This window comes from Dactylosporangium sp. NPDC051485, assembly GCF_040682015.1.
GTDB lineage: Bacteria > Actinomycetota > Actinomycetes > Mycobacteriales > Micromonosporaceae > Dactylosporangium.
Genome location: NZ_JBFAZW010000024.1, coordinates 76,388 through 97,054, shown reverse-complemented (window position 1 = coordinate 97,054; position 20,667 = coordinate 76,388). Strand labels below are relative to the sequence as shown.

Here is a 20,667-nt window from a genome sequence, read left to right as displayed (position 1 = left end):
TTGTGCGTCGCACGCTCCCCCCGCGGCCCATCGGTTTTTCACCGTTGCCGTTGAGTGCTCTTTGGCGCTCATGCGGCTTTCCTGCCTTGCGGTAGGACGGTCCCGGTCTGATCCGCTGACGCGGTGCCGGGTTGACGTTTCGTAGCCTCCTGCCCGCCGGGGCGGGTCTTCTGGTTGGCTCCACGTCCTGCCACCGAGCCACTCCCGGCGGGTTCCAGAGTCGCCGTCACGAGGGCGGCGAGGTTGCGTGCGGCGTTGACGTCCCGGTCGAGGACCAGGCCGCATGCCGTGCATTCGTACATGCGCTCGGCCAGGGTGAGTTTGGTTTTCACCGCACCACAGCCCGAGCAGGTCTTCGACGACGGGTACCAGCGGTCGGCGACCATGAGCCGCCCGCCGTGCCACACCGTCTTGTATGCCAACTGCCGGCGGATCTCACCGAACCCGGCATCCGCGACACGGCGGGCCAGCCGGCGATTGCGGAGCATGCCGGCGACGTTGAGGTCCTCGACCACGACCGTTTCGTAGGTGGCCGCGAGGTGCGTGGTGAGTTTGTGCAGGCCGTCGCGGCGCAGGTTCGCCACCCGGGCGTGTGCCTGGCCGAGCCGTGCCGAGGCGCGCTGCCACCGCTTCGACGCCTTCTGCCTGGTCCGCCGGTCCGGGCCCTGTTTCCGCGCCAGCGCACGGCCGAGTGCCCGTAGCCGGGCCTGAGCGGCGTCGAGATGCTTCGGGTTCGGCACCGGTTCGCCGGTGGTGGAGAGCACGGCGAGGTGCTTGATCCCGACGTCCACACCGACCACACTGCCGGGCCGCGCCGCAGGGTGAACAGCCCGTTCAACCTCGACCGTGAACGCGACGAACCACCGGCCGCCGTCACGCCGGACGGTCGCCGACATGATCCGCGCCGTACCAGACTCCAGCCGCCGCGCGAGTTTGCGCGCGGACTCGTGCAGTTTCAACCGGCCAAGCCGTGGCAGCACCACGTGCATCCGATCCGGCTCGACCCGGATCGTCCCGGTCGTGAACCGGATGCTCGGGATAGTGCGGCGCTTCGACTTGAACCTGGGAAACCCGACTCTCCGGCCGGCGCGCTCACCCTTGCGGGAATCGGACCAGTTCTTCAACCCGCGGGCGAGGCTGTCGAAGCCGGTGTTGAACGCTTCCTTCGACACTTCCGGCCACCAGGGCGCGACCTCATGCCTCGCCGCGTTCCACGCCCTACGCAGCGCCGGCAACGACCAGCCCTGACCGGGCGTCAACTGCTCGTCGGGGACACCATAAGAACGCTCCGCCGCCCGCTGCCCCATGACGGCCTTCACCCGGGCAAGGGCCCAGTTGTGCGCGACACGAGCCGCGCCCGCATGCGCGAGCACCGCCCGCTCCCGCACCGCAGTCAGGTCGAGGGCGAAGCGGTACGCCCGGACCGTCTTCACACCCTCACCTCCTTACCGGACGGCGATCAGTATCGACGACGGGTACGACAATTTCTGAACCGGTGAGCATCAGAGCGAATTCCTGAACGCCAGAGAACACTCAATCGGCGACAGTTGACAGCCCCCACGGGCGTGGCCCGTTTGCGCGCCGACTGCTCCCCGCGGCCATCGGCTTTTTCACCCCCGCGGGCGTAGCCCGTCGAGGATGACGGTGACCGTGTTGGCCTGGGCCTGCGGGGGTGCCCAGCGGACCGCGTGCGAGGCCCCGACCAGCACCGCGACCACCTCGCTCACCCCCACGTCGCCCCGCAGGGTGCCCTCGTCGCGGGCCCGCCGGACGAGGACCTCGATCGCGGCGAGGAGTTCCTCCCGCACCTGCGCGAATACTCCCGAGACGTCCACCCCCGCCCCGGCGAGCGCGTCCGCGAACGCGTTCTTCGCGGCGCTCTGCCCGATGACGTGCTCGAGGAACCCGAACACGGCCACGCCCACGTCGGGCCGGGCGGCCGCCGCCCGGGCGTCCTCGACGAGGCCGCGCATCCGCTCGACAAGGACCGCTTCCAGCAGCGCCTCCTTGGTCGGAAAGTGCCGGAACACGGTCCCGATCCCGACCCCGGCCGCCCGGGCCACCTCCTGCGTCGACGCCCCGACCCCCTGATCGGCGAACACGGCCTCGGCCGCCTCGAGCACCCGCATCCGGTTGCGCCGCGCATCGGCCCGCAGCGGCTTCTCGTGTTCGTCCACGCCCACCCCTTTGACATTCGGAGCGCCCGCTCCGTATGCTTGAACCGGAGCCAGCAGTCCGATTGTACGTCCCGGAGGAGCCATGCCACTCACCGTCTTCCTGGCCCTGGTCGCCGGGTTCTTCGCGGGCAACGGCCTGCCATATTTCCTGCAGGGCAGCCTGGGCGAGGGCCACAACCCGTCGCCGTTTCCCGACCATCCGGCCGTCAGCGTCGCCACCGGCCTCGGCTGCTTCCTCATCGCCAGCGCCGCCTGGCACTTCGCCGGCGTCGCGGCCCATCCGTGGCCCGGCCGGCTCGCCGCCGCCGCGGGCCTGCTGATCGTGGGCCTGATCCACGCGCGGACCTGGCGCGACCCCGACCCGTGGGGCAAACGGACCCGCAACGCCTGAGCGGCTCAGGCGACGGCGAAGACCACCCGGTCGGGGCGCAGGATCGCCGTGCGGCCGCGCAGCCACCGGCGCAGGGTGCCGGACGGGTCCAGTTCCGGGGTCACGCGCAGCTCGCGGGCGCCCTCGAGGGTCGCCGATGGGGCGCCGGTGTGCAGGATCGCCCAGCCCGGGCCGAGGGCCTCGTCCAGCCACATCTCGCGGCCGTCCAGCACCACCCTCGGCTGGGGGCAGAGCGTGCCGGCCCGGCGGCCGCGGCCGACGCCGCGCAGGGGCGGGCTGGTCGAGCGCAGCGCCAGGCCCTTCAGGCCGGGCAGGCGCCACACCGCGCCGAGCACCACCCGGCGCACGGCGGCGGCGCGGTCCTGGCCGCCGGTCATGGCCCAGCCGGCCACGATCGCCAGGCGGATCTGGGCGCGGACGTGTGGGGCGCGCTCGCGCTCGTAGGAGTCGAGGAGGTCTTCGGCGCCGCCGGGGGTGGCCAGGTCGGTGGCGAGCTTCCAGGCCAGGTTGCAGGCGTCGCGCAGCCCGGCGCCGAGGCCCTGCCCGATGAAGGGCGGCGTCTGGTGGGCCGCGTCGCCGAGCAGGAACACCCGGCCGGCGCGCCAGCGGTCGGCGAGCCCGGCGCGGAACGTGTACTCGGCCCGCCGCACGATCCGCACGCCGGCGCTGCCCAGCCAGAGGGCCAGCAGGGCGTCGGCGTCGACGGGGGGCTCGTGGTCGAAGAGGCGGAACTCCCAGCGGTACCGGCGCGGACCCAGCTGCATGAACGTCGCCGCCCGGCGCGGGTCGCAGACCTGGTGGACGCCGCCCCACGCGTCGAGGTCCTCGTCGCACACGCCGTCGACGACCAGCCAGCGCTCGGCGAAGCGCAGGTCGACGCGGCGGGCGCCGATGAGCTCCCGCACCGTGCTGTTCGCGCCGTCGCACCCCAGCACCGCCGCCGCCGGGGTCGCATGCTCGACGCCGTCGGTGAGCGTGCGATACCGCACGACCGCCGCCCCCGCGACCGCCGCCCCCTCAGCCGCCAGCCCCTCAGCCGCCAGCCCCGCAGCCGTCGGCCCGGCGGCTGCGGCCTGCGCAATCGATTCAGGGGCCGGCCGCGGGTGGTCGATGGCGAAAACCTCGGCGTCGCCGACGAACTCGATGGCGGGCAGCTCGGCCATGCGGGCGCGCAGGAGGCGCTCCAGGTCGGGCTGGTCGAACATGTTGGCCTGCGGGTAGCCGTGCGGGCCGGCGGACTCGTCGCGGCGGAACTCGGCCATCACCCGGTGCCGGCCGTCGAGCAGCCGCAGGCCCAGTCCGGGGCGGCTGACCTGCAGGAACGCCTCGGCGATCCCCAGTTCCTGCAGGATGCGCAGCACCTCGTCGTCGAGGTGCACGGCCCGGGGCAGCGGGTAGGGCTCCGCGTAACGGTCCAGCACCAGGCACGGCACGCCGCGCTGGGCCAGCAGGATCGCGGCGGCCACCCCCACCGGCCCGGCCCCGACCACCACGACGCGATCCACGGGCCCGAATCTAGGCCACCGCGGTGGCGGGGAACCACCCTCGGACGGGGCACATGTCCGCGGCCCACGGGTAGAGACCTCGGCGGCACCACCCCATGCACCGCAAACGTGGACCTCAACCCAGGCAGGAGAACGGCAATGCCACTGGACAACCCGGCCGACCTGTTCCTCTACGAACTGTCGGGCATGTACGACGCCGAGCGCAAGAGCAACCAGATGGTGGGCGAGATCCTCTCGAAGACGGAGCAGAGCCCGCTGGCACAGATTCTGCGCGCCCAGCAGCAGCAGGGGCAGCAGAAGATCCAGAACCTCGAGACGTGCTTCGCGATGATGGAGACGGAGCCGGTCGAGGCGCCCTGTATGGCGATCGACGGGATGCGGGCCGAGTTCCAGGCGTTCGCCGACCAGCGGCCCACCATGGAGGCGATGGAGATCTACACCGTCGACGCCGAGACGCGGCTGGCGCACTACGGCATCGCGGGGTACCAGAACCTCATCGACAAGGCGCTGCTCATGGGCGAGATGCAGTGCGCGCAGATCCTGCGGACCAACCTGGTGCAGAAGCAGGAGAACGCGGGCACGTTCGAGCGGATCAGCCACGAGCTCGGCCAGCGCGTGGTCATGAGCGTCTGACGCACGAAGGGCCGCCGGGTGACCCCGGCGGCCCGAACCAGGCCGGTCCCGTAAGGGGCGCAACCGGGGGGTTAGACCCACTGCGCGTGGCCGTCGCGGCGGACAGAATTGGCGGCATGAAGGCGTGGCCGTTCGTCCGCCGGGGGCTGGTCGCGGTCGCCCGGGTGAGCGTGGCCGGCCTGCTGTCGTTCCCGGTCCACCTCGTCCTGTTCGTCCTCACCCTCGTGTCGTTCGTGCTCACCCTGGCCGGCGCCGGGCTCGTGCTCGCGCCGCTGGTGCAGATGCTGGTCCGGCGGTACGCGAACCTGCGCCGCCGCCTCGCGCGGGACTGGGCCGGGGTGGAGATCGCCGTGCCCTACCGGCCGAAGCCCGGCGGCGCGTGGCTCGGGTCGCCCAAGCGGTGGCTGTGGCTGGTGCGCGACCCGGCGACGTGGCGGGACCTGCTGTGGCTCCTGGCCGGGGCGCCGATCGGCACCGCCATGGGCCTCGCCACCGTGATATTCCTGGTGTACGGCCTGCAGGGCATCATCCTGGCGCCGGTCATCGCGGAGGCACAGTCCGGCCCGTACGGCTATGGCGTCACGTGGCCCGTCGACGACCTCGCCGACTTCCTGCTCGTCCCGCCGCAAGGGGCGCTGATCACGTTCGGCGTCCTGTACGCGGCGCCCTGGCTGGTGTGGGGGCTGGCGAGGTACGACCAGAGTCTCCTCGGGCCGACGCGCAGCGCCACCCTCGAGCGGCGCGTCGAGGGGCTCACCCGCACCCGCACGCAGGTGGTCGACGCGCAGGCCGCCGAGTTGCGCCGGATCGAGCGGGACCTGCACGACGGCGCGCAGGCCCGCATCGTGGCGCTCGGCATGAGCCTGGGCATGGCCGAGGACCTGGTGGTCCGCGACCCGGCGGCGGCGCAGGCGCTCATCGCCGAGGCGCGGGAGGCCAGCGGTCTGGCCCTGGCGGAGCTGCGGCAGCTGGTGCGGGGCATCCACCCGCCGGTGCTGGCCGAGCGGGGCCTGCTGGGCGGCCTGCGGGCCCTCGCGCTGACGCTGCCCCTGCCCGTGACGGTCGACGGCGACCTGCCGGGGCGACCGCCGGCGCCGGTGGAGTCGGCCGCGTACTTCGCCGCCGTCGAGGCCCTCGCCAACGTCGTCAAGCACAGTGGCGCGACGGCGCCGTGGGTATCGTTGTCGTACCTCGGTGGCGCCCTCTACCTGACCGTCGGCGACAACGGCGTGGGAGGCGCCGCGCCCCGCGCCGGCTCGGGCCTGTCCGGCGTCGAGCGCCGCCTGGCCGCGTTCGACGGCGTCCTGCGCGTCGACAGCCCACCCGGGGGCCCGACCGTGCTGACCATGGAGCTGCCGTGCGCGTTGTCATCGCCGAAGATCTCGCCCTCCTCCGCGACGGCCTGATCCGGCTGCTGCACGCCTACGGCTTCGAGGTCCTCGCCGCCGTCGACAACGGCGCCGACCTGCGCACGGCCCTGCTGGAACTGCGACCGGACGTGGCGGTGGTGGACGTACGACTCCCGCCCACCTTCACGGATGAAGGGCTGCGGGCCGCCATCGCCGCCCGCGCCGAGGTGCCGGGACTGCCCGTGCTGGTGCTGTCGCAGCACGTGGAGCAGCTGTACGCCAGGGAGCTGCTCTCCGACCGTCACGGCGGCGTGGGGTATCTGCTCAAGGACCGCGTGGCGACCGTCAGCGAGTTCATCGACGCCGTGCGCCGGGTCGCCGCCGGCGGCACCGCCATGGACCCGGAGGTCGTCTCGCAGCTGCTGGCCCGCTACGCTGGCGCTCCGACCCGCGCCCTGACCCCGCGCGAGCGCGAGGTACTGGCCCTGATGGCCGAGGGCCGCTCCAACAACGCCATCGCCGCCCGGCTCTACGTCACGGAGAAAGCCATCGGCAAGCACATCAACGGCATCTTCAGCAAGCTCGGCCTGCCCCCGTCCGAGGACGACAACCGCCGCGTCCTGGCCGTGCTGGCGTACCTGAACGCATGACCGACCTCGTCACCCGCCTGCGCGCCGCCGGCTGCGTCTTCGCCGAGGACGAGGCCGAGCTGCTGTCCTCCGCCGCCCCCGACCCGGCAACGCTGGAGTCCATGGTCGCGCGCCGCGTGTCCGGCGTCCCGCTGGAGCACGTCCTCGGTTTCGCAGATTTCGCGGGTGTACGGCTGGCAGTGACCGAAGGCGTCTTCGTGCCCCGGCACCGCACCGAGCTGCTGACCACCACGGCTCGCGGCTTGCTCCACCCGGGCGCGACGGTGCTGGACCTCTGCTGCGGCACGGGCGCCCTGGGCCTGGTGACCGTCCGGGACGTCCCGGGCGTGCGCCTGGTCGCCGCCGACATCGACCCGGCCGCGGTCGCCTGCGCCCGCACCAACCTGACGGGCGTCTCCTCGGAGGTCTTCTGCGGCGACCTGTTCGACCCGCTGCCCCCGGACCTGCGGGGCCGCGTCGACGTGCTGCTCGCCAACGTGCCGTACGTGCCCACGGCCGAGATCGCCTACCTGCCGGAGGAGTTCCGCGTCCACGAGGCCCGCGCCGCCCTGGACGGCGGCGAGGACGGCCTGGACGTTTTCCGCCGGGTCGCCGCCGAGGCCCCGCACTGGCTGGCCCCGGGCGGCGTCCTGCTGTGCGAGGCCGCCCCGGATCAGCTGGAGGCGGCCCACAAGGCACTACGCGGGGCCGGCCTGACCCCGTCGACGATCACCGACGAGGACACCGAGACCACCGTGGTCCTCGGCGGCGCTCCCCGTTAAGCAATAGCCGCCGACCCACCTCGGGCATTGACCAGCGGCAATCACCGGCGCTGTGCCGGGGCGAGGCGCGCAGATTGCCGCCGGTTCAGCCGACGTTGCCGGTCAGCCGTAGAGGCGGCGGCCGTAGCTGGCCTCCGCGTAGTACGCCTCGAGATCCTCCACCGTCTCCGGGGTCTCCTGCACGCTCTTGACCAGGTTGGCGTGGCTCGGCAGGGCCTCGGGCGTCCAGGTGTCGGGCTTCCACAGCTTCGAGCGCATGAATGCCTTCTGGCAGTGGAAGAAGATGGTGTCGATGTCGACGACCAGGGCGAGGGCCGGGCGGTGGCCCTCCACGACCAGCGCGTCGAACCACGGCGCGTCGGTCAGCAGCCGGGCGCGGCCGTTGATGCGCAACGTCTCGCGGCGGCCGGGGACCAGGAAGATCAGGCCGACGTGCGGGTTGCTCAGGATGTTGTGGAAGCCGTCGGCGCGGCGGTTGCCCGGGCGCTCCGGGACGGCGATGGTGCGCTCGTCGATGACGTGGGTGAAGCCCGGCGGGTCGCCCTTCGGCGAGACGTCGCAGTTGCCGGCCGCGTCGGCGGTGGCGACCAGGACGAACGGCGACAGGGCCAGCCATTCGCGGTCGGTGCGGCAGAGGGTGTCGCGTTCCTTGGTCACGGCCCGGGGCATCGGCGACCCGAGCAGTTCCTCCAGTTCTCCCACCGTGGTGATCTGCATGAACCTCAGCATACTGGCGGTAACAACCTGTAACAGAGCGGATATTGTACGGCCGGATGTGTGCCATTAGCGTCAGCTCATGACGGACCAACGCACCGACGCGTACCGCGACGACCGCGCGCATGTCTTCCACTCGTGGTCGGCGCAGCGGACCCTCGATCCGGTCGTGGTGGCCGGCGGCGAGGGCGCGACCTTCTGGGACGAGTCCGGCCGGCGCTACCTCGACTTCGCCTCCCAGCTGGTCAACCTCAACCTCGGCCACCAGCACCCGCGGATCGTGGCCGCGATCCAGGAGCAGGCCGCGAAGCTGTGCACGATCTCGCCGGGCTTCGCCAACGCGGCCCGCAGCGAGGCGGCCCGGCTCATCGCCGAGGTCGCGCCCGGGGACCTGCGGCACGTGTTCTTCACCAACGGCGGGACCGAGGCCAACGAGCACGCGATCCGGATGGCCCGCGGCACGACCGGGCGGCACAAGGTCCTGGCCGCCTACCGCTCCTACCACGGCGCCACCACCGGCTCGATCACGCTCACCGGCGACCCGCGCCGCTGGCCCAACGAGCCGGCGATGCCCGGCGTGGTGCGGTTCTTCGGGCCGTACCCGTACCGTTCCCCGTTCCACGCCACGAGCGAGGAGCAGGAGACCGAGCGCGCGCTGGCACACCTGGAGGAGGTGTTCACACTCGAGGGCCCGCACACGATCGCCGCGGTGATCCTGGAGTCGGTGGTGGGCACCAACGGCATCCTCGTCCCCCCGCCGGGCTACCTGACCGGCGTGCGCGAGCTGTGCGACCGCCACGGCGCCCTGCTGATCGCCGACGAGGTAATGAGCGGGTTCGGCCGCTGCGGCGAGTGGTTCGCGGTCGACCACTGGGGCGTGGTGCCCGACCTCGTCACGTTCGCCAAGGGCGTCAATTCCGGTTACGTACCGCTGGGCGGCGTCATCCTGGGCCCCCGCGTCTACGAGACGTTCGCCGAGCGCCCCTTCCCGGGCGGCCTGACGTACAGCGGCCACCCCCTGGCCTGCGCGGCCGCCGTCGCCACCATCGAGGTCATGCGCGAGGAGTCCATCCCCGAGCGGGTGCGCGACCTGGGCGAGCGGGTGGTCCGCCCGCGCCTGGAGAAGCTCCGCGAGCGGCACCCGTCGGTCGGCGACGTGCGCGGCCTGGGCCTGTTCTGGGCGATCGAACTCGTCCGCGACCGCGAGACGCGGGAGATGCTGGTGCCGTACAACGCCGCCGGCCCGGCCGCGAAGCCCATGGCCGAGGTCATCGCCGCCTGCAAGGAGCGCGGCGTCTGGCCGTTCACCCACTTCAACCGCGTGCACGTGGTGCCGCCGCTGGTCATCTCCGAGGACGACCTGCTGCGCGGCATCGACGCCATCGACGACGCCCTGGAGGTCGCGGACGCCTACGCCGCCTGAGTCCGGCCCGGCCGGCGGCAGGGCTCCCCTCGCCGCCGCCCGGTCAGACGCAGCCGGGTCGCCCACGACGCCCGCGCGGTGGCGGTGTCAGCGGGTGGTCCCAGCGGATCCTCGGGCGAGGCCCTCGCCTTGCGCAACGGCTTCGTGGAGTTGCTCGACGAGTTGGCGCAGGCTCGCATCGAGGTCGACCTGGTCTCTCGTCTGCGCGACCATCTCGTCGCGCACGTCGTCGACGAAGGGCTGCCAGGTGTCGCGGGCGCGCTGGGTGCACTCGGCGACGACCTGTTGCCGCTTCTCGGCCGCCGCCTTGTCCTGGTGCAGGCGCGCGCGATCCGCTCGGTGCTCGTCGATGAACGTCGCCAGGTAGACGGCAAGGGGAAGCGCGGCTTCGGCGATGTCGAGGCGCGGTCCCAGCTTCCCGGCCGCCTTCGCCAACGTGGCCTTCTTGCCGGCGGTCGTCTCGGATGCGTCGTTCATGGTCTTCAACACACCGAGCAGCATGGTTCCGATGTTGTTGGTGTGTTCCGCGATCCGGCCGGGCCCTTCCGGGGCGGTGGAGGGATTTTCCCCGGACTCGAGTGTCGCGATCAGCGAAGCGAAGCCGGGCCAGGACGGCCGGGCGCGCTCTCGCTCCTTGGTCTTGCGGATCGACTGCCGCAGCCGCTCGAGGCGGACCTCGTGCTTGGTGAACCATTCGTCGAGCGTGCGCTGGAGCTCATCGGTGCCGGAGCCCGGCTCCCACGACCGCCGCATCACTTCCTCGACGAGACCGTCGAGGCCGGCGTGGGCGGCCTGGTCGAGCGTGTCGAGCTCGCGCTGCCACTGGTCGCGGCGAGCGACGCCGTCGGCCGCTACCTTGGCCTGCGCCGTGTAGTCCGCCAGTTGCCTGCGCAGTTCGGTCACGGTCTCGTCCAGGACCGCTGTCCAGTACCGTTGCCCGGCCGCATGCCGCCATCCGGGCAGTGCCGACGGCGACACCGCCCCGAGCGCATCCGTGAGGTCCTGCATGCCGTCCCAGCCACGGAACTCGTCCCAGGTCTCCCGGCCGAGATCGGTGGCCGGCCCGGCCGTCTGGAACGGGTCCTGCGAGACGACGAAGACCGGCGCCCGCTCGTCCAGGCCGAACAGCTCCCGCAACTCGCGAACCTTGCGAGCACCCAGTTCCCGGTACTCCGCGAGTTCGTATTCCGGGTCCCTGCCCGCCTCGTCGAACCGCGAGATGACGAACCACATCGTCCCCGCCGGCCAGCCCTGCGTGAACAGCTTCTGCAGCACGTCGCGTTCGGCGGTCACCAGCTGCGGAGGCAGTACCGCGATGCCGACGTCCGTGAGCCCGACCGCCGCCATCGCGCGGCGCGAGTTGTTCTGCGCACGGATGTCGGACGCACCGACCTCGAATCCGGGGGTGTCACGGATGATGCACCCACCGACCTCGATGTCGTTGACCTCGAAGGTCTCGTGGCGTGCGCTGATCGTGAGCCAGGTGGGAACGTCGCGGCCCGAGTCGATGAGCAACCGGCGCAGCAGGGAGCTCTTGCCGGTGTCGTAGGAGCCGAAGAGGGTCACGACCGGCCTGTCCAGCGTCTGGAAGGCAGCCCAGTCGTCGACATACGGCCCGGTCGGTCCGCCGGGAAGCCGCCCCAGCCAGTCTCGTACCGCATCGATGTCAACCACTGTCATGCATTCCTCTCCGGCGTACCGATCAATGCTTCCGCAGCCGCGATCAAGGCTCCGGCGGCCTCGGCCCGCACGCTCGCCGAGTCCATCCGTTCGTTGACCGACGATTCGAGATCGAGGTGTTCGTCGAGGAGCGCTTCGAGCTCCCTGGTCCGCTGCTCGATGTATCCGACGGGGCCTTCCGCCTGATCACCGTGCATGATCTGTTCGACGATCCGCGCGGCCGCTTCGTCGATCTTCTGTGACGCCGATTCCTGCTGCTGCTTGTGCTTGCCGGCCTTCTGGGCGTCCATGGCCATCTCCGCGATGTCCACGACGGAAGCGATGGCCCCGAGGACGACCGCGGCCCGGGCAACGTTGGCGCCGCCCTTGATCGCACCCCACGGCTTGAACTTGTGGCCGAACTGCTTGCCGATCGCGTAGACCGCCTCCCGGTTGCCGAGGGCCTTCCCGAGCGACGCCGCGGTTCCCGCGACCTTGCCGGCGCCCCCGGCCACCTCCTCGTACCAGGCCGTTCCCCGGGCCTTGAACTCCGCCGCGAACTCGGGCGCCACCTGGAACTCGGCGGCGCGCATCTCGCGCCCGATCGCCGGTATGTGGTCGCCGTGCCATTCGTCCAGTTTGCGCGCCGCATCGGCAAGGTATCGTTCGAGATCAGCTTCGAACTGCGGGGCCTTCCACCAGGACTCGACGAGGCTCTCCAGCTTCCGGGCGGCCTTCCGATCGAACTTCGCGACCTCGGATTTCGCCGTCACCGCGTGGCGGTCCACCATCCGGCGGGCGTCCTCGCGCAGTGAGCCCTCGACGACCGTGGCGTCGTTCACCGCGGCCCGGAGGCTGGTGATCACCGGTTCCGCGCGGCGCAGCTCCTTCGCGCCGTCGGCCAGCACCTGGCGCAGCGTCTGCCGGTGATGCTTGAGGCCGGTGACCGCCGCGTCGAAGGCGGCCGACGACGCCGCATCGGACAGCTGTTCGTCGCGCAGACCTGACAGGGCGCTCGTCAGTGCGGCCACGCCGTCCCACAGCCGATGCTCGTCGAAATCAGCGGGTCCCGCCGTCGCGTCGCCGCCCACCAAGCCGAACGGATCCCCGGACAAGCAGTGGATCAGGTCGATGTCCACGTCGACGGCACGAGCGGCGAAGGCCGCACGCAGTTCCTCGCGTTTGCGGTGCTGCTGGTTGAGAAAGGTCTCGGGGGCGGCCAGCGGATCCACGCCCAGTTCGTCGCACCGGTTGACGAGGAACACCATCCGCCCGCCTTTGGCGGCGGTCAGCTCCGAGCCGCGCAAGAGCTCTTCCAGTACCGAGGTGTTGCCGACCAGCAGGTTGATGTGGACGACGACGAACACCAGAGCAGCCTCGGTGATCGTCTCGAACGCGGTGGTGTCGTGCTGGTCGCGTCCACTCTGCAAGCCCGGCGTGTCGACGAGATCGAACCCGGGGAACCGGTAGCGGTTCGCGGTCGTGGTCGCGGGCAGCGCCCGAATGTCGAGCCCGTGCGGCTGCCGGCCGCTGTCCACCATGATCCGGCGGATCAGCGACGACTTTCCCGAGTTGTAGTCACCGAGCACGGCAAATGCCGGCCGTGCCCCGGCGACGCGCCAGAAGGCTCGTACGACATCGCACAGCGCCGGGTCGCGCCGCGCCGCGTCCTCGAGGTCGTGTCGCCACGAGTGGATCTCCGCCGTCGTCGGCGCGGCCCACGCCGCGGCTATGGCGCGCGCCAGCCGCGTGCGGTTCGCCTCCTGGAGACTCGAGTACGCCTCGTGCACCGCACTGTCGATCTGCGCCGGCCGGTGGTCGATGCCGGCCGCGAGCCAGTCCTCGCCCAGCAACGCCCGCGTCACCTCGGCCGGGGTGTGCCCCATCCGGCGCTGCGCCCGCAGCAGGACGTCGGTCACCGCGGGTGCGGGCCGGACCGAATCCGCGTAGGCCTGCAGGCTGTCGATCAGCCGCACGATCCGGCCGCGCGCCATGCGAAGCCCGATCGCGGTGCGGAGCGACTCGCCGACCGCGGGGGCCAACGACGTCCACGCCGCTTTCCGGCTGTCGCGGACGAGCGCATCCTCGTAGGCAGCGAACGTCTTGTCCACCGCGCGATGGCATTCGGCAATGGCGTCAGCCATCGCTTTCCGGGCTTGCTCCGAGTCTTTCCCGCTCTTCTTCTTGCCGAGGTACTGCCCGACTTGCCCAACGATCCCGACGCCCGCGGCAGTGGCGGCGAGTACCCAGCCCGCGGGGTTCCAGAAGAGGGGTACCGCAAGGGCGCCGATGCCCATCGCGATACCCGCGCCCCGGAAGGCACCACCCGTCACGCCGCCGCCCTTGTCGCCGGGGATCGTTGCGGCGTGCGCCATCGCCATTGCGTCGGCGACGGATGTGCGGTCCACCGCGATCTCGAGCTCACGCTGCAGGAACACCTGGCGGGCCGCCCACACGGCGTCCGCCGCGGCGGATATGGCACCTTGGTCGTACACGGCCGCCGCGAACTCCGGCTCGCCGAACGCGGTGCGCTCGGCGAACGCCCTTTGGATCGCATCGTCCGCGTTTGCCTTCGCCTGGCGGCGGCATCCCGCAAGGTGCGAGGCGGCGAGGTGCCGGACGAAGCGGTCCAGCGACCCGTTGCCCGGCGACGTGTACGGGCCGCCCCGCGCCTGCTCGGAAACGCCGACCAGATCCGCGCTGAGCGCCGCGTCGTGCAGCCATTCGGCACGTTCGGCGTCTTGCGGATAGCCCAGCACGGCGAACAGCGACTCGACCTCGCGTTCGAGGGATTCCGCTTCCCGCTCGATCTCGGCCGCCAGGTCGTCGAGCTCGCCGATCCCTCGGCGGCACCGTGATCGGATGTCCTCGCGCAGCGCGGTCAACCGGAGATCGGCGGCGCCTTCCTCGATCGAGGTGGCGATGAGGCGCTCCAGCGTCCCGAAGTTCGACCAGCGATCGAGGTAGTCCGTCCCGAACTCCTCCCGTTCCCGGTGGAGGTTCTCCGAGGCGGGGCCGCGGAACGGGGTCGTGGCGCGCGCGAACAAGGCCCGCCGGCTGTTGATCGCGACGACCGGTGTGCCGGGCAACCCGATTCGTGCGAGCTGGGTCCGAACGTTGTCCACGTGCTGGCGAACCGATTCGGACAGATTCCTGCGGCGAGCCTCGGGAACGATCGCGGGGTGGCGCCAGCGCGGGTTGCGGACGTTGAGGACAGCCACCACCGGCTTGCCGTGGTCGCGGATCCAGGCGGCGACCTTCTCGAACTCCATCCCCTGCTGAGACTGGGTGTCGAAGCACAGGAGCACGATGTCGGCGATCTCGACTGCCTCGCGGGCCCTGGCCTCGAGAACGTCGCGGCGCTCGGTCCGTCCCCAGCCGTTGATCCCGGGCGTGTCGAACAGCCGGCAGTCCCGCCACTCGATGTGGCACGCCTCGGTGGTCCAATCGCTGGCACCCCACGGCGAGACGTACTCCCCGTCGAGCCGGCCGAACACCGACAACAGGGTGCTCTTCCCGACGCCGCTGCGCCCGAAGAACGCGATGTTGAACGACCCGAGCGACCCGCGCCCACGATCGAGGTGACCTCGCAGTGCCTCCGGAAACCCCCGGGTGAAGCCGTCCAACCGGGTAATCAAGCCAGACGAGGACGGCGCGGCGCGCTGCTCTTGCGCAAATGCGCCGACCAGGTCATCCGTGATGTCATCCAGGCGCGTCAGTTCCGCGTGTCCCTGCTCGACGGCCGATCGAACAGCCTCCTCGAGCGACACGCCGGCAAATCGTTGAACCCCAGGCGCCGGCACTACAAGATCACGCTCTGCGGTAGCCCGCCCGGAACAGTCACAATGATCGTTCCTACTGGACGGTCAAGCCCTCGACAAGACACCGGAAGGCCATGAACCGGCCCCGGACGCCAGCGGCGCCTCCACCGATCCGGCAACCACCTGCCAGGCCGGTCAGACGCAGTCGGGCCGGAAATGCAGGTCGTTGACGGCGCCGTGGATGCCGAAGAAGCCGCAGCAGAGCACCCCGAGCAGGCCGATGACGAACAGCAGCGGCGGCAGGTACCCGAGGCGCCGGCCGGCGCTGTGCCACGCAACCACCGCGAAGCCCGCCGCGACCCCCATCGCCACGGTCGCCCCGACCCCCAGCCACACGGTGCTGACCGGCGCTTCCAGCTGCGCCGCCGAGTAGTGGAGGTCGCACGCCTTCTGCCGAAGATGCAGGACCGCGTCGCTCTCCCGGAACCACTCGGCGGCCAGCACGGCCGCGACCACCATCGCGGCCGCCGACCATCCGCACCATCGGAGGAACCACCGCCGGCTCGCTGCCTGTTCCGTCTCCATACCGTCCACCTCGAGGCGATCGGCGACGCCGTGGACCGCGTCCAGGCGTCCGGCAGGCCGCGCCGGACCTGGCCATAGACGTCGCGGGCGGCCGCGCAGGTCGCGCAGCTGGGCGAACGTGACCACGCCACCGCTGCCACGCGCACAGCGTAGTCAGGCGGCACAAGGCGGCCGCCGGGGAAGGCCCCGGCGGCCGCGCTTGCCGGAACTAGGCGCTGAGCGGGCTGCTCATGAGACGGCCGGGATGATGTGCTTGCCGTAGGCGGCGAGCGTGGACTCCTTCGCGTCGTGCTGCAGGTACAGGGCGAACTGGTCCACGCCGAGGTCCTTGAGCTCGGCGAGGCGCTCGAGGTGCGCCCGCACCGGGCCGAGGATGCAGAACCGGTCGACGACCTCGTCGGGGACGAAGTCGGTGTGGGTGCTGCCGGCCCGGCCGTGCGCGGCGTAGTCGTAGCCCTTGCGGCCCTTGATGTAGTCGGTGAGCACGGTGGGCACGGCCCCGCCGGTGCCGTAGCGGGCCACGATGTCGGCGACGTGGTTGCCGACCATGCCGCCGAACCACCGGGTCTGCTCGCGCTGGTGGGCCAGGTCGTCGCCGACGTAGGCCGGGGCGGCGACGCAGAACTTGATGCCGTCCGGGTCGCGTCCGGCCTGCTGCGCCGCCGAGCGGACCGCCGTGATCATCCAGGCGGCGATGTCCGGGTCGGCCAGCTGCAGGATGTACCCGTCGCCGATCTCGCCGGTCAGCGCGAGCGCCTTGGGCCCGTAGGCGGCCACCCACACCTCGAGCCGGCTGCCGGGCGCCCAGGCGAAGCGCAGGTTCCGGTCGTGCAGGCGCACCGCGCGGCCGTTGCCGAGCTCCCGGATGACCTGCACGCACTCGCGCAGTTCGGCCAGCGTGGTCGGGCGGGAGCCTAGCACGCGCACCGCCGAGTCGCCCCGGCCGATGCCGCAGACGGTGCGGTTGCCGTACATCTCGTTGAGGGTGGCGAACAGCGACGCGGTGACCGTCCAGTCCCGGGTGCCGGGGTTGGTCACCATCGGCCCGACGACGACCCGCTCGGTGTCGGCGAGGATCTTGGAGTAGATGACGAACGGCTCCTGCCACAGCACGTGCGAGTCGAACGTCCACACGTGGCTGAAGCCGGCCGCCTCGGCCCGCTTGGCCAGCTCGACCACGCCCATGGCGGGCGGATCGCACTGCAGCACCACCCCTATGTCCATCCCGTCACCGCACCTTCGGGAAGCCGAGGTCGACCTCGGACGTGGCCGGGTCGGGCCAGCGCGAGGTGACGACCTTGCTGCGGGTGTAGAACTGGATGCCCTCGGGGCCGTACATGTGCAGGTCGCCGAAGAGCGAGGACTTCCAGCCGCCGAAGCTGTAGTAGGCGACCGGGACGGGCACGGGCACGTTGACGCCGACCATGCCGCAGACGACGTCGTACTGGAACTGCCGGGCCGCCCCGCCGTCGCGGGTGAAGATGGCGGTGCCGTTGCCGTACTCGTTGTCGTTGACGAGCCTGACGGCCTCGTCGTAGGTCTCGGCCCGCACGACGGCGAGCACCGGGCCGAAGATCTCGTCGGTGTACAGCGGCGAGCCGGTGCTGACCCTGTCGACCAGCGAGGCGCCGAGGAAGAACCCGGGCCCCTGGCTGACGGGCGCCTCCCGGCCGTCGACGACCACCTCGGCGGTGCCCGGGTCGGCAAGGTAGCCGGCCACCCGGTCGCGGTGCTCGCGGGTGATGAGCGGGCCCATCTCGGCGGCCGGGTCGGTGGCCGGGCCGACCGCGATCCGGCCGATCCGCTCGGAGATGGCGGCGACCAGCGGGTCGGCGACCGCGCCGACCGCGACGACGACGGAGACGGCCATGCACCGCTCCCCCGCCGAGCCGTAGCCGGCGGAAACGGCGGCGTCGGCGGCCGCGTCGACGTCGGCGTCCGGCAGTACCACCATGTGGTTCTTCGCTCCCCCGAGCGCCTGGACGCGCTTGCCGGCGCGGGTGCCGGCCTCGTAGACCGCCCTGGCGATGGGCGTGGACCCGACGAAGCTCAGCGCCTGCACGTCGGGGTGCCCGATGAGCCGCTCGACGGCCTCCCGATCGCCCTGCACGACGTTGAACGCGCCGTCGGGCAGCCCGGCCTGGCGCAGCAGGTCGGCCAGCAGCAGCGAGACCGACGGGTCCTTCTCGCTGGGCTTGAGCACGAACGTGTTGCCGCACACGAGCGCGTTGCAGAACATCCACATCGGCACCATGGCGGGGAAGTTGAACGGCGTGATGCCGGCGACGACGCCGAGCGGCTGGCGGATGGAGTACACGTCCACGCCGGTGGAGGCCTGCTCGCTGTAGCCGCCCTTGAGCAGGTGCGGCGCGCCGGTGGCGAACTCGATGTTCTCCAGCCCGCGGGCCAGTTCCCCGCCGGCGTCGGCCACGGTCTTGCCGTGCTCGGCGCTGACCAGCGACGCGATCTCCTTGCGGTTGGCGTCGACGAGCTCGCGGAAGCGGAACATGACCTCGGCCCGGCGCGACAGCGACGCGGCCCGCCAGGCCGGGTAGGCGGCCAGGGCGCTCGCGACGGCGGCGTCGGTCTCGGCGGCGGTGGCCGCGACGACGTAGGCCTGCTGCTCGCCGGTGGCCGGGTCCCAGACCGGCAGCTGCCGGCCGCTGGTGCCGGACACGGCCTGCCCGTCGAGCCAGTGCTTGATCTCTCGCATATCTGTGCAACCCCTAGAGGAGATAGTCCGACAGTCCGCGGCGGACGAACCGTCCGTGGCCTTTGGTGCCGTGGTAGGTGTCGCCGGACACGATCACAGCGCCGCGGGAGATGACGGTGTCGACCTTGCCGGCGACCTCGAAGCCCTCCCAGGCCGAGTAGTCCATGTTCATGTGGTGCGTCTCGACGCCGATGCGAGTGCGGGCCGCGGGGTCGTAGAGCACGATGTCGGCGTCGGAGCCGGGCGCGATGACGCCCTTGCGCGGGAACAGGCCGAACATGCGCGCCGGGGTGGTGGCGATCGTCTCGACCCACCGGGCCAGCGACAGCTTGCCGTCGACGACGCCCTGGTAGAGCAGGTCGACGCGGTGCTCGACGCCGCCGATGCCGTTGGGGATCTTCGAGAAGTCGCCGATGCCCATCTCCTTCTGGTCCTTGAAGCAGAAGGGGCAGTGGTCGGTGGAGACGACGGACAGGTCGTTGCTGCGAAGGCCCCGCCACAGGTCGGCGCGGTGGCGCTCCTTGCCGCTGCGCAGCGGCGTCGAGCAGACCCACTTCGCACCCTCGAAGCCGGGCGCGCCGAGCTGCTCCTCCAGGGTGAGGTACAGGTACTGCGGGCAGGTCTCAGCGAAGACGTTGCGGCCGAGGTCCCGGGCGGCGGCGACCTGCTCCAGGGCCTTGGAGGCGGAGAGGTGCACGATGTAGAGCGGGCAGTCCGCGGCCACGCTGGCCAGCCAGATCGCCCGGCTGGTCGCCTCGGCCTCCAGGGCCTCGGGGCGGGTGATGCCGTGGTGGATCGGGTCGGTCTCGCCGCGCTCGATCGCCTGCTTGACGAGCACGTCGATGGCGGGCCCGTTCTCCGCGTGCATCATGATCATGGCGCCGTTGTCGCGGGCCTTCTGCATCGCGCGCAGGATCTGCCCGTCGTCGCTGTAGAAGACGCCGGGGTAGGCCATGAACAGCTTGAAGCTGGTGATCCCCTCGTTCGCGACGAGCTGGTCCATCGCCTTGAGCGAGTCGTCGCCGACGCCGCCGAGGATCATGTGGAAGGCGTAGTCGATGTGGCACTCGCCCTCGGTCTTGGCGTGCCAGGCGGCGAGGCCGTCCTGGACCACCTCGCCGTAGCGCTGGATCGCGAAGTCGATGATGGTCGTGGTGCCGCCGAAGGCCGCGGCGCGGGTGCCGGTGTCGAAGGTGTCGGAGGCCTTGGTGCCGCCGAACGGCATCTCCATGTGCGTGTGCGCGTCCACGGCGCCGGGGATGACGTACTTCCCGGTGGCGTCGAGGACCTCGAAGTCGCCCTCCCGCGGCCCGTCGCCGGGCATGAACACGGCGGAGATCTTCTCGCCGACGACGAGGACATCACCCGGGATCGCGCCCTGCGGCCCGACCACCGTCCCGCCCCTGATGAGCAACGCGGTCACGGCCGCACCAGCTCCCCGTAGGCGTCGGGACGGCGGTCGCGGTAGAACTGCCAGCGGTCGCGGACCGCGGCGAGCAGGTCCATGTCGAGGTCGCGGACGATGAGCTCCGGGTTGTGCGCGTCGCCGACCTCGCCGACGAACTTGCCCTCCGGGTCGACGAAGTAACTGGTGCCGTAGAAGTCGTTGTCGCCCAGCGGCTCGATGCCGGTGCGGTTGATGGCGCCGATGAAGTACTCGTTGGCCACCGCGCTGGCCGGCTGTTCCAGCTGCCAGAGGTACGCGGACAGGCCCCGGCTGGTGGCCGACGGGTTGAACACGATCTGGGCGCCGCCCAGGCCCAGCGCCCGCCAGCCCTCGGGGAAGTGGCGGTCGTAGCAGATGTAGACGCCGATCCTGCCGACGGCGGTGTCGAAGACGGGATAGCCGAGGTTGCCGGGGCGGAAGTAGAACTTCTCCCAGAAGCCTTTCACCTGGGGGATGTGGTTCTTGCGGTACTTGCCGAGGTACGTGCCGTCCGCGTCCACCACGGCGGCGGTGTTGTACAGCACGCCCGGCTGCTCCTGCTCGTACATCGGCAGGATCATCACCATGCCGAGCTCGGCGGCGAGGGCCTGGAAGCGCTCGGTGGTCGGGCCGGGGATCGACTCGGCGTACTCGTAGTACGCGGAGTCCTGTACCTGGCAGAAGTACGGGCCGTAGAACAGCTCCTGGAAGCAGATCACCCGGGTGCCCTGGGCGGCGGCCTGCCGGGCGTAGTCCTCGTGCGCCTTGATCATCGACTCCTTGTCGCCCGTCCAGTTGGTCTGGACGACGGCGGCGCGGATGATCGTCATGGCTGCCCCTCTCTGGTCGGTCCACATTGGCCGTTGCGGGGTTCGTCCCAACCGGATCTCGACCTTGTCGCCGGGTCGGATGCCGTAGGA

At 71.3% G+C, this 20,667-nt stretch carries 17 protein-coding genes; 6 read left to right on the top strand and 11 right to left on the bottom strand.

Translation table 11 applies throughout. The features are described from left to right. Positions 1-68: 68 nt before the first annotated feature. Both tnpB and AB0M46_RS16685 read right to left on the bottom strand, forming a co-directional pair. Positions 69-1,433 (bottom strand): IS607 family element RNA-guided endonuclease TnpB, encoded by a 1,365-nt coding sequence (gene tnpB / locus AB0M46_RS16690; RefSeq protein ID WP_363336767.1) that lies wholly within the window; start codon positions 1,431-1,433, stop codon positions 69-71. Between the two features lie 177 nt (positions 1,434-1,610). Next, positions 1,611-2,177, bottom strand: a complete 567-nt coding sequence (locus tag AB0M46_RS16685) for a helix-turn-helix domain-containing protein (protein ID WP_363336765.1) — start codon at positions 2,175-2,177, stop codon at positions 1,611-1,613. Positions 2,178-2,259: 82 nt separating this feature from the next. Between AB0M46_RS16685 and AB0M46_RS16680 the strand changes: the two genes are divergently transcribed. Next, a complete protein-coding gene (locus AB0M46_RS16680; protein ID WP_363336763.1) occupies positions 2,260-2,568 on the top strand; it encodes a hypothetical protein in 309 nt (102 codons plus the stop codon). A gap of 5 nt (positions 2,569-2,573) precedes the next feature. Here AB0M46_RS16680 and AB0M46_RS16675 read toward each other — a convergent pair whose 3' ends face one another. Then, the gene (locus AB0M46_RS16675; RefSeq protein ID WP_363336761.1) at positions 2,574-4,073 is read right to left on the bottom strand and encodes a bifunctional 3-(3-hydroxy-phenyl)propionate/3-hydroxycinnamic acid hydroxylase; all 1,500 of its coding nucleotides are present in this window, start codon (positions 4,071-4,073) and stop codon (positions 2,574-2,576) included. A gap of 138 nt (positions 4,074-4,211) precedes the next feature. On the opposite strand from AB0M46_RS16675, the gene AB0M46_RS16670 reads away from it, so the two are divergent. The 4 genes from AB0M46_RS16670 to AB0M46_RS16655 all read left to right on the top strand — a co-directional run bounded on the left by AB0M46_RS16670 (position 4,212) and on the right by AB0M46_RS16655 (position 7,466). Continuing rightward, entirely contained in the window at positions 4,212-4,706 is a 495-nt protein-coding gene (locus AB0M46_RS16670) for a DUF892 family protein (protein WP_363336759.1), read from the top strand. Between the two features lie 116 nt (positions 4,707-4,822). Beyond that, positions 4,823-6,112, top strand: coding sequence for a sensor domain-containing protein (locus AB0M46_RS16665; protein ID WP_363336757.1), 1,290 nt, complete (start codon positions 4,823-4,825; stop codon positions 6,110-6,112). Then, positions 6,064-6,705, top strand: coding sequence for a response regulator transcription factor (locus tag AB0M46_RS16660; RefSeq protein WP_363336755.1), 642 nt, complete (start codon positions 6,064-6,066; stop codon positions 6,703-6,705). Before AB0M46_RS16665 ends, AB0M46_RS16660 begins: the two co-directional genes overlap by 49 nt. After that, positions 6,702-7,466 carry a putative protein N(5)-glutamine methyltransferase gene (locus tag AB0M46_RS16655; RefSeq protein ID WP_363336753.1) on the top strand — a complete coding sequence of 255 codons (765 nt, stop codon included), beginning with the start codon at positions 6,702-6,704 and terminating at the stop codon, positions 7,464-7,466. The genes AB0M46_RS16660 and AB0M46_RS16655 overlap by 4 nt, the downstream gene beginning before the upstream one ends. A gap of 102 nt (positions 7,467-7,568) precedes the next feature. On the opposite strand, the gene AB0M46_RS16650 is transcribed toward AB0M46_RS16655, so the two are convergent. Continuing rightward, positions 7,569-8,183: a pyridoxamine 5'-phosphate oxidase family protein gene (locus AB0M46_RS16650; RefSeq protein WP_363336751.1), complete on the bottom strand. Its 615-nt coding sequence runs from the start codon at positions 8,181-8,183 to the stop codon at positions 7,569-7,571. Between the two features lie 79 nt (positions 8,184-8,262). Between AB0M46_RS16650 and AB0M46_RS16645 the strand changes: the two genes are divergently transcribed. Next, positions 8,263-9,603 carry an aspartate aminotransferase family protein gene (locus AB0M46_RS16645; RefSeq protein WP_363336750.1) on the top strand — a complete coding sequence of 447 codons (1,341 nt, stop codon included), beginning with the start codon at positions 8,263-8,265 and terminating at the stop codon, positions 9,601-9,603. 87 nt (positions 9,604-9,690) lie between these two features. On the opposite strand, the gene AB0M46_RS16640 is transcribed toward AB0M46_RS16645, so the two are convergent. From AB0M46_RS16640 to AB0M46_RS16610, 7 genes are all read right to left on the bottom strand, one after another. Beyond that, a complete protein-coding gene (locus AB0M46_RS16640) occupies positions 9,691-11,283 on the bottom strand; it encodes a hypothetical protein (protein WP_363336748.1) in 1,593 nt (530 codons plus the stop codon). Further along, on the bottom strand, positions 11,280-15,032 hold the full coding sequence (locus tag AB0M46_RS16635) for a GTPase (RefSeq protein WP_363336746.1): 3,753 nt from the start codon (positions 15,030-15,032) through the stop codon (positions 11,280-11,282). The genes AB0M46_RS16640 and AB0M46_RS16635 overlap by 4 nt, the downstream gene beginning before the upstream one ends. Before the next feature lie 186 nt (positions 15,033-15,218). Then, positions 15,219-15,608 carry a hypothetical protein gene (locus AB0M46_RS16630; protein WP_363336744.1) on the bottom strand — a complete coding sequence of 130 codons (390 nt, stop codon included), beginning with the start codon at positions 15,606-15,608 and terminating at the stop codon, positions 15,219-15,221. A 228-nt stretch (positions 15,609-15,836) separates the two neighbouring features. Next, entirely contained in the window at positions 15,837-16,832 is a 996-nt protein-coding gene (locus tag AB0M46_RS16625) for a TIGR03842 family LLM class F420-dependent oxidoreductase (RefSeq protein WP_363336742.1), read from the bottom strand. A 4-nt stretch (positions 16,833-16,836) separates the two neighbouring features. Continuing rightward, positions 16,837-18,321 (bottom strand): CoA-acylating methylmalonate-semialdehyde dehydrogenase, encoded by a 1,485-nt coding sequence (locus tag AB0M46_RS16620; RefSeq protein WP_363336740.1) that lies wholly within the window; start codon positions 18,319-18,321, stop codon positions 16,837-16,839. Between the two features lie 13 nt (positions 18,322-18,334). Next, positions 18,335-19,744, bottom strand: a complete 1,410-nt coding sequence (gene hydA, locus AB0M46_RS16615) for a dihydropyrimidinase (protein ID WP_363336738.1) — start codon at positions 19,742-19,744, stop codon at positions 18,335-18,337. Then, the gene (locus AB0M46_RS16610; RefSeq protein ID WP_363336736.1) at positions 19,741-20,577 is read right to left on the bottom strand and encodes a nitrilase-related carbon-nitrogen hydrolase; all 837 of its coding nucleotides are present in this window, start codon (positions 20,575-20,577) and stop codon (positions 19,741-19,743) included. Before AB0M46_RS16610 ends, hydA begins: the two co-directional genes overlap by 4 nt. Between the last annotated feature and the right edge of the window lie 90 nt (positions 20,578-20,667).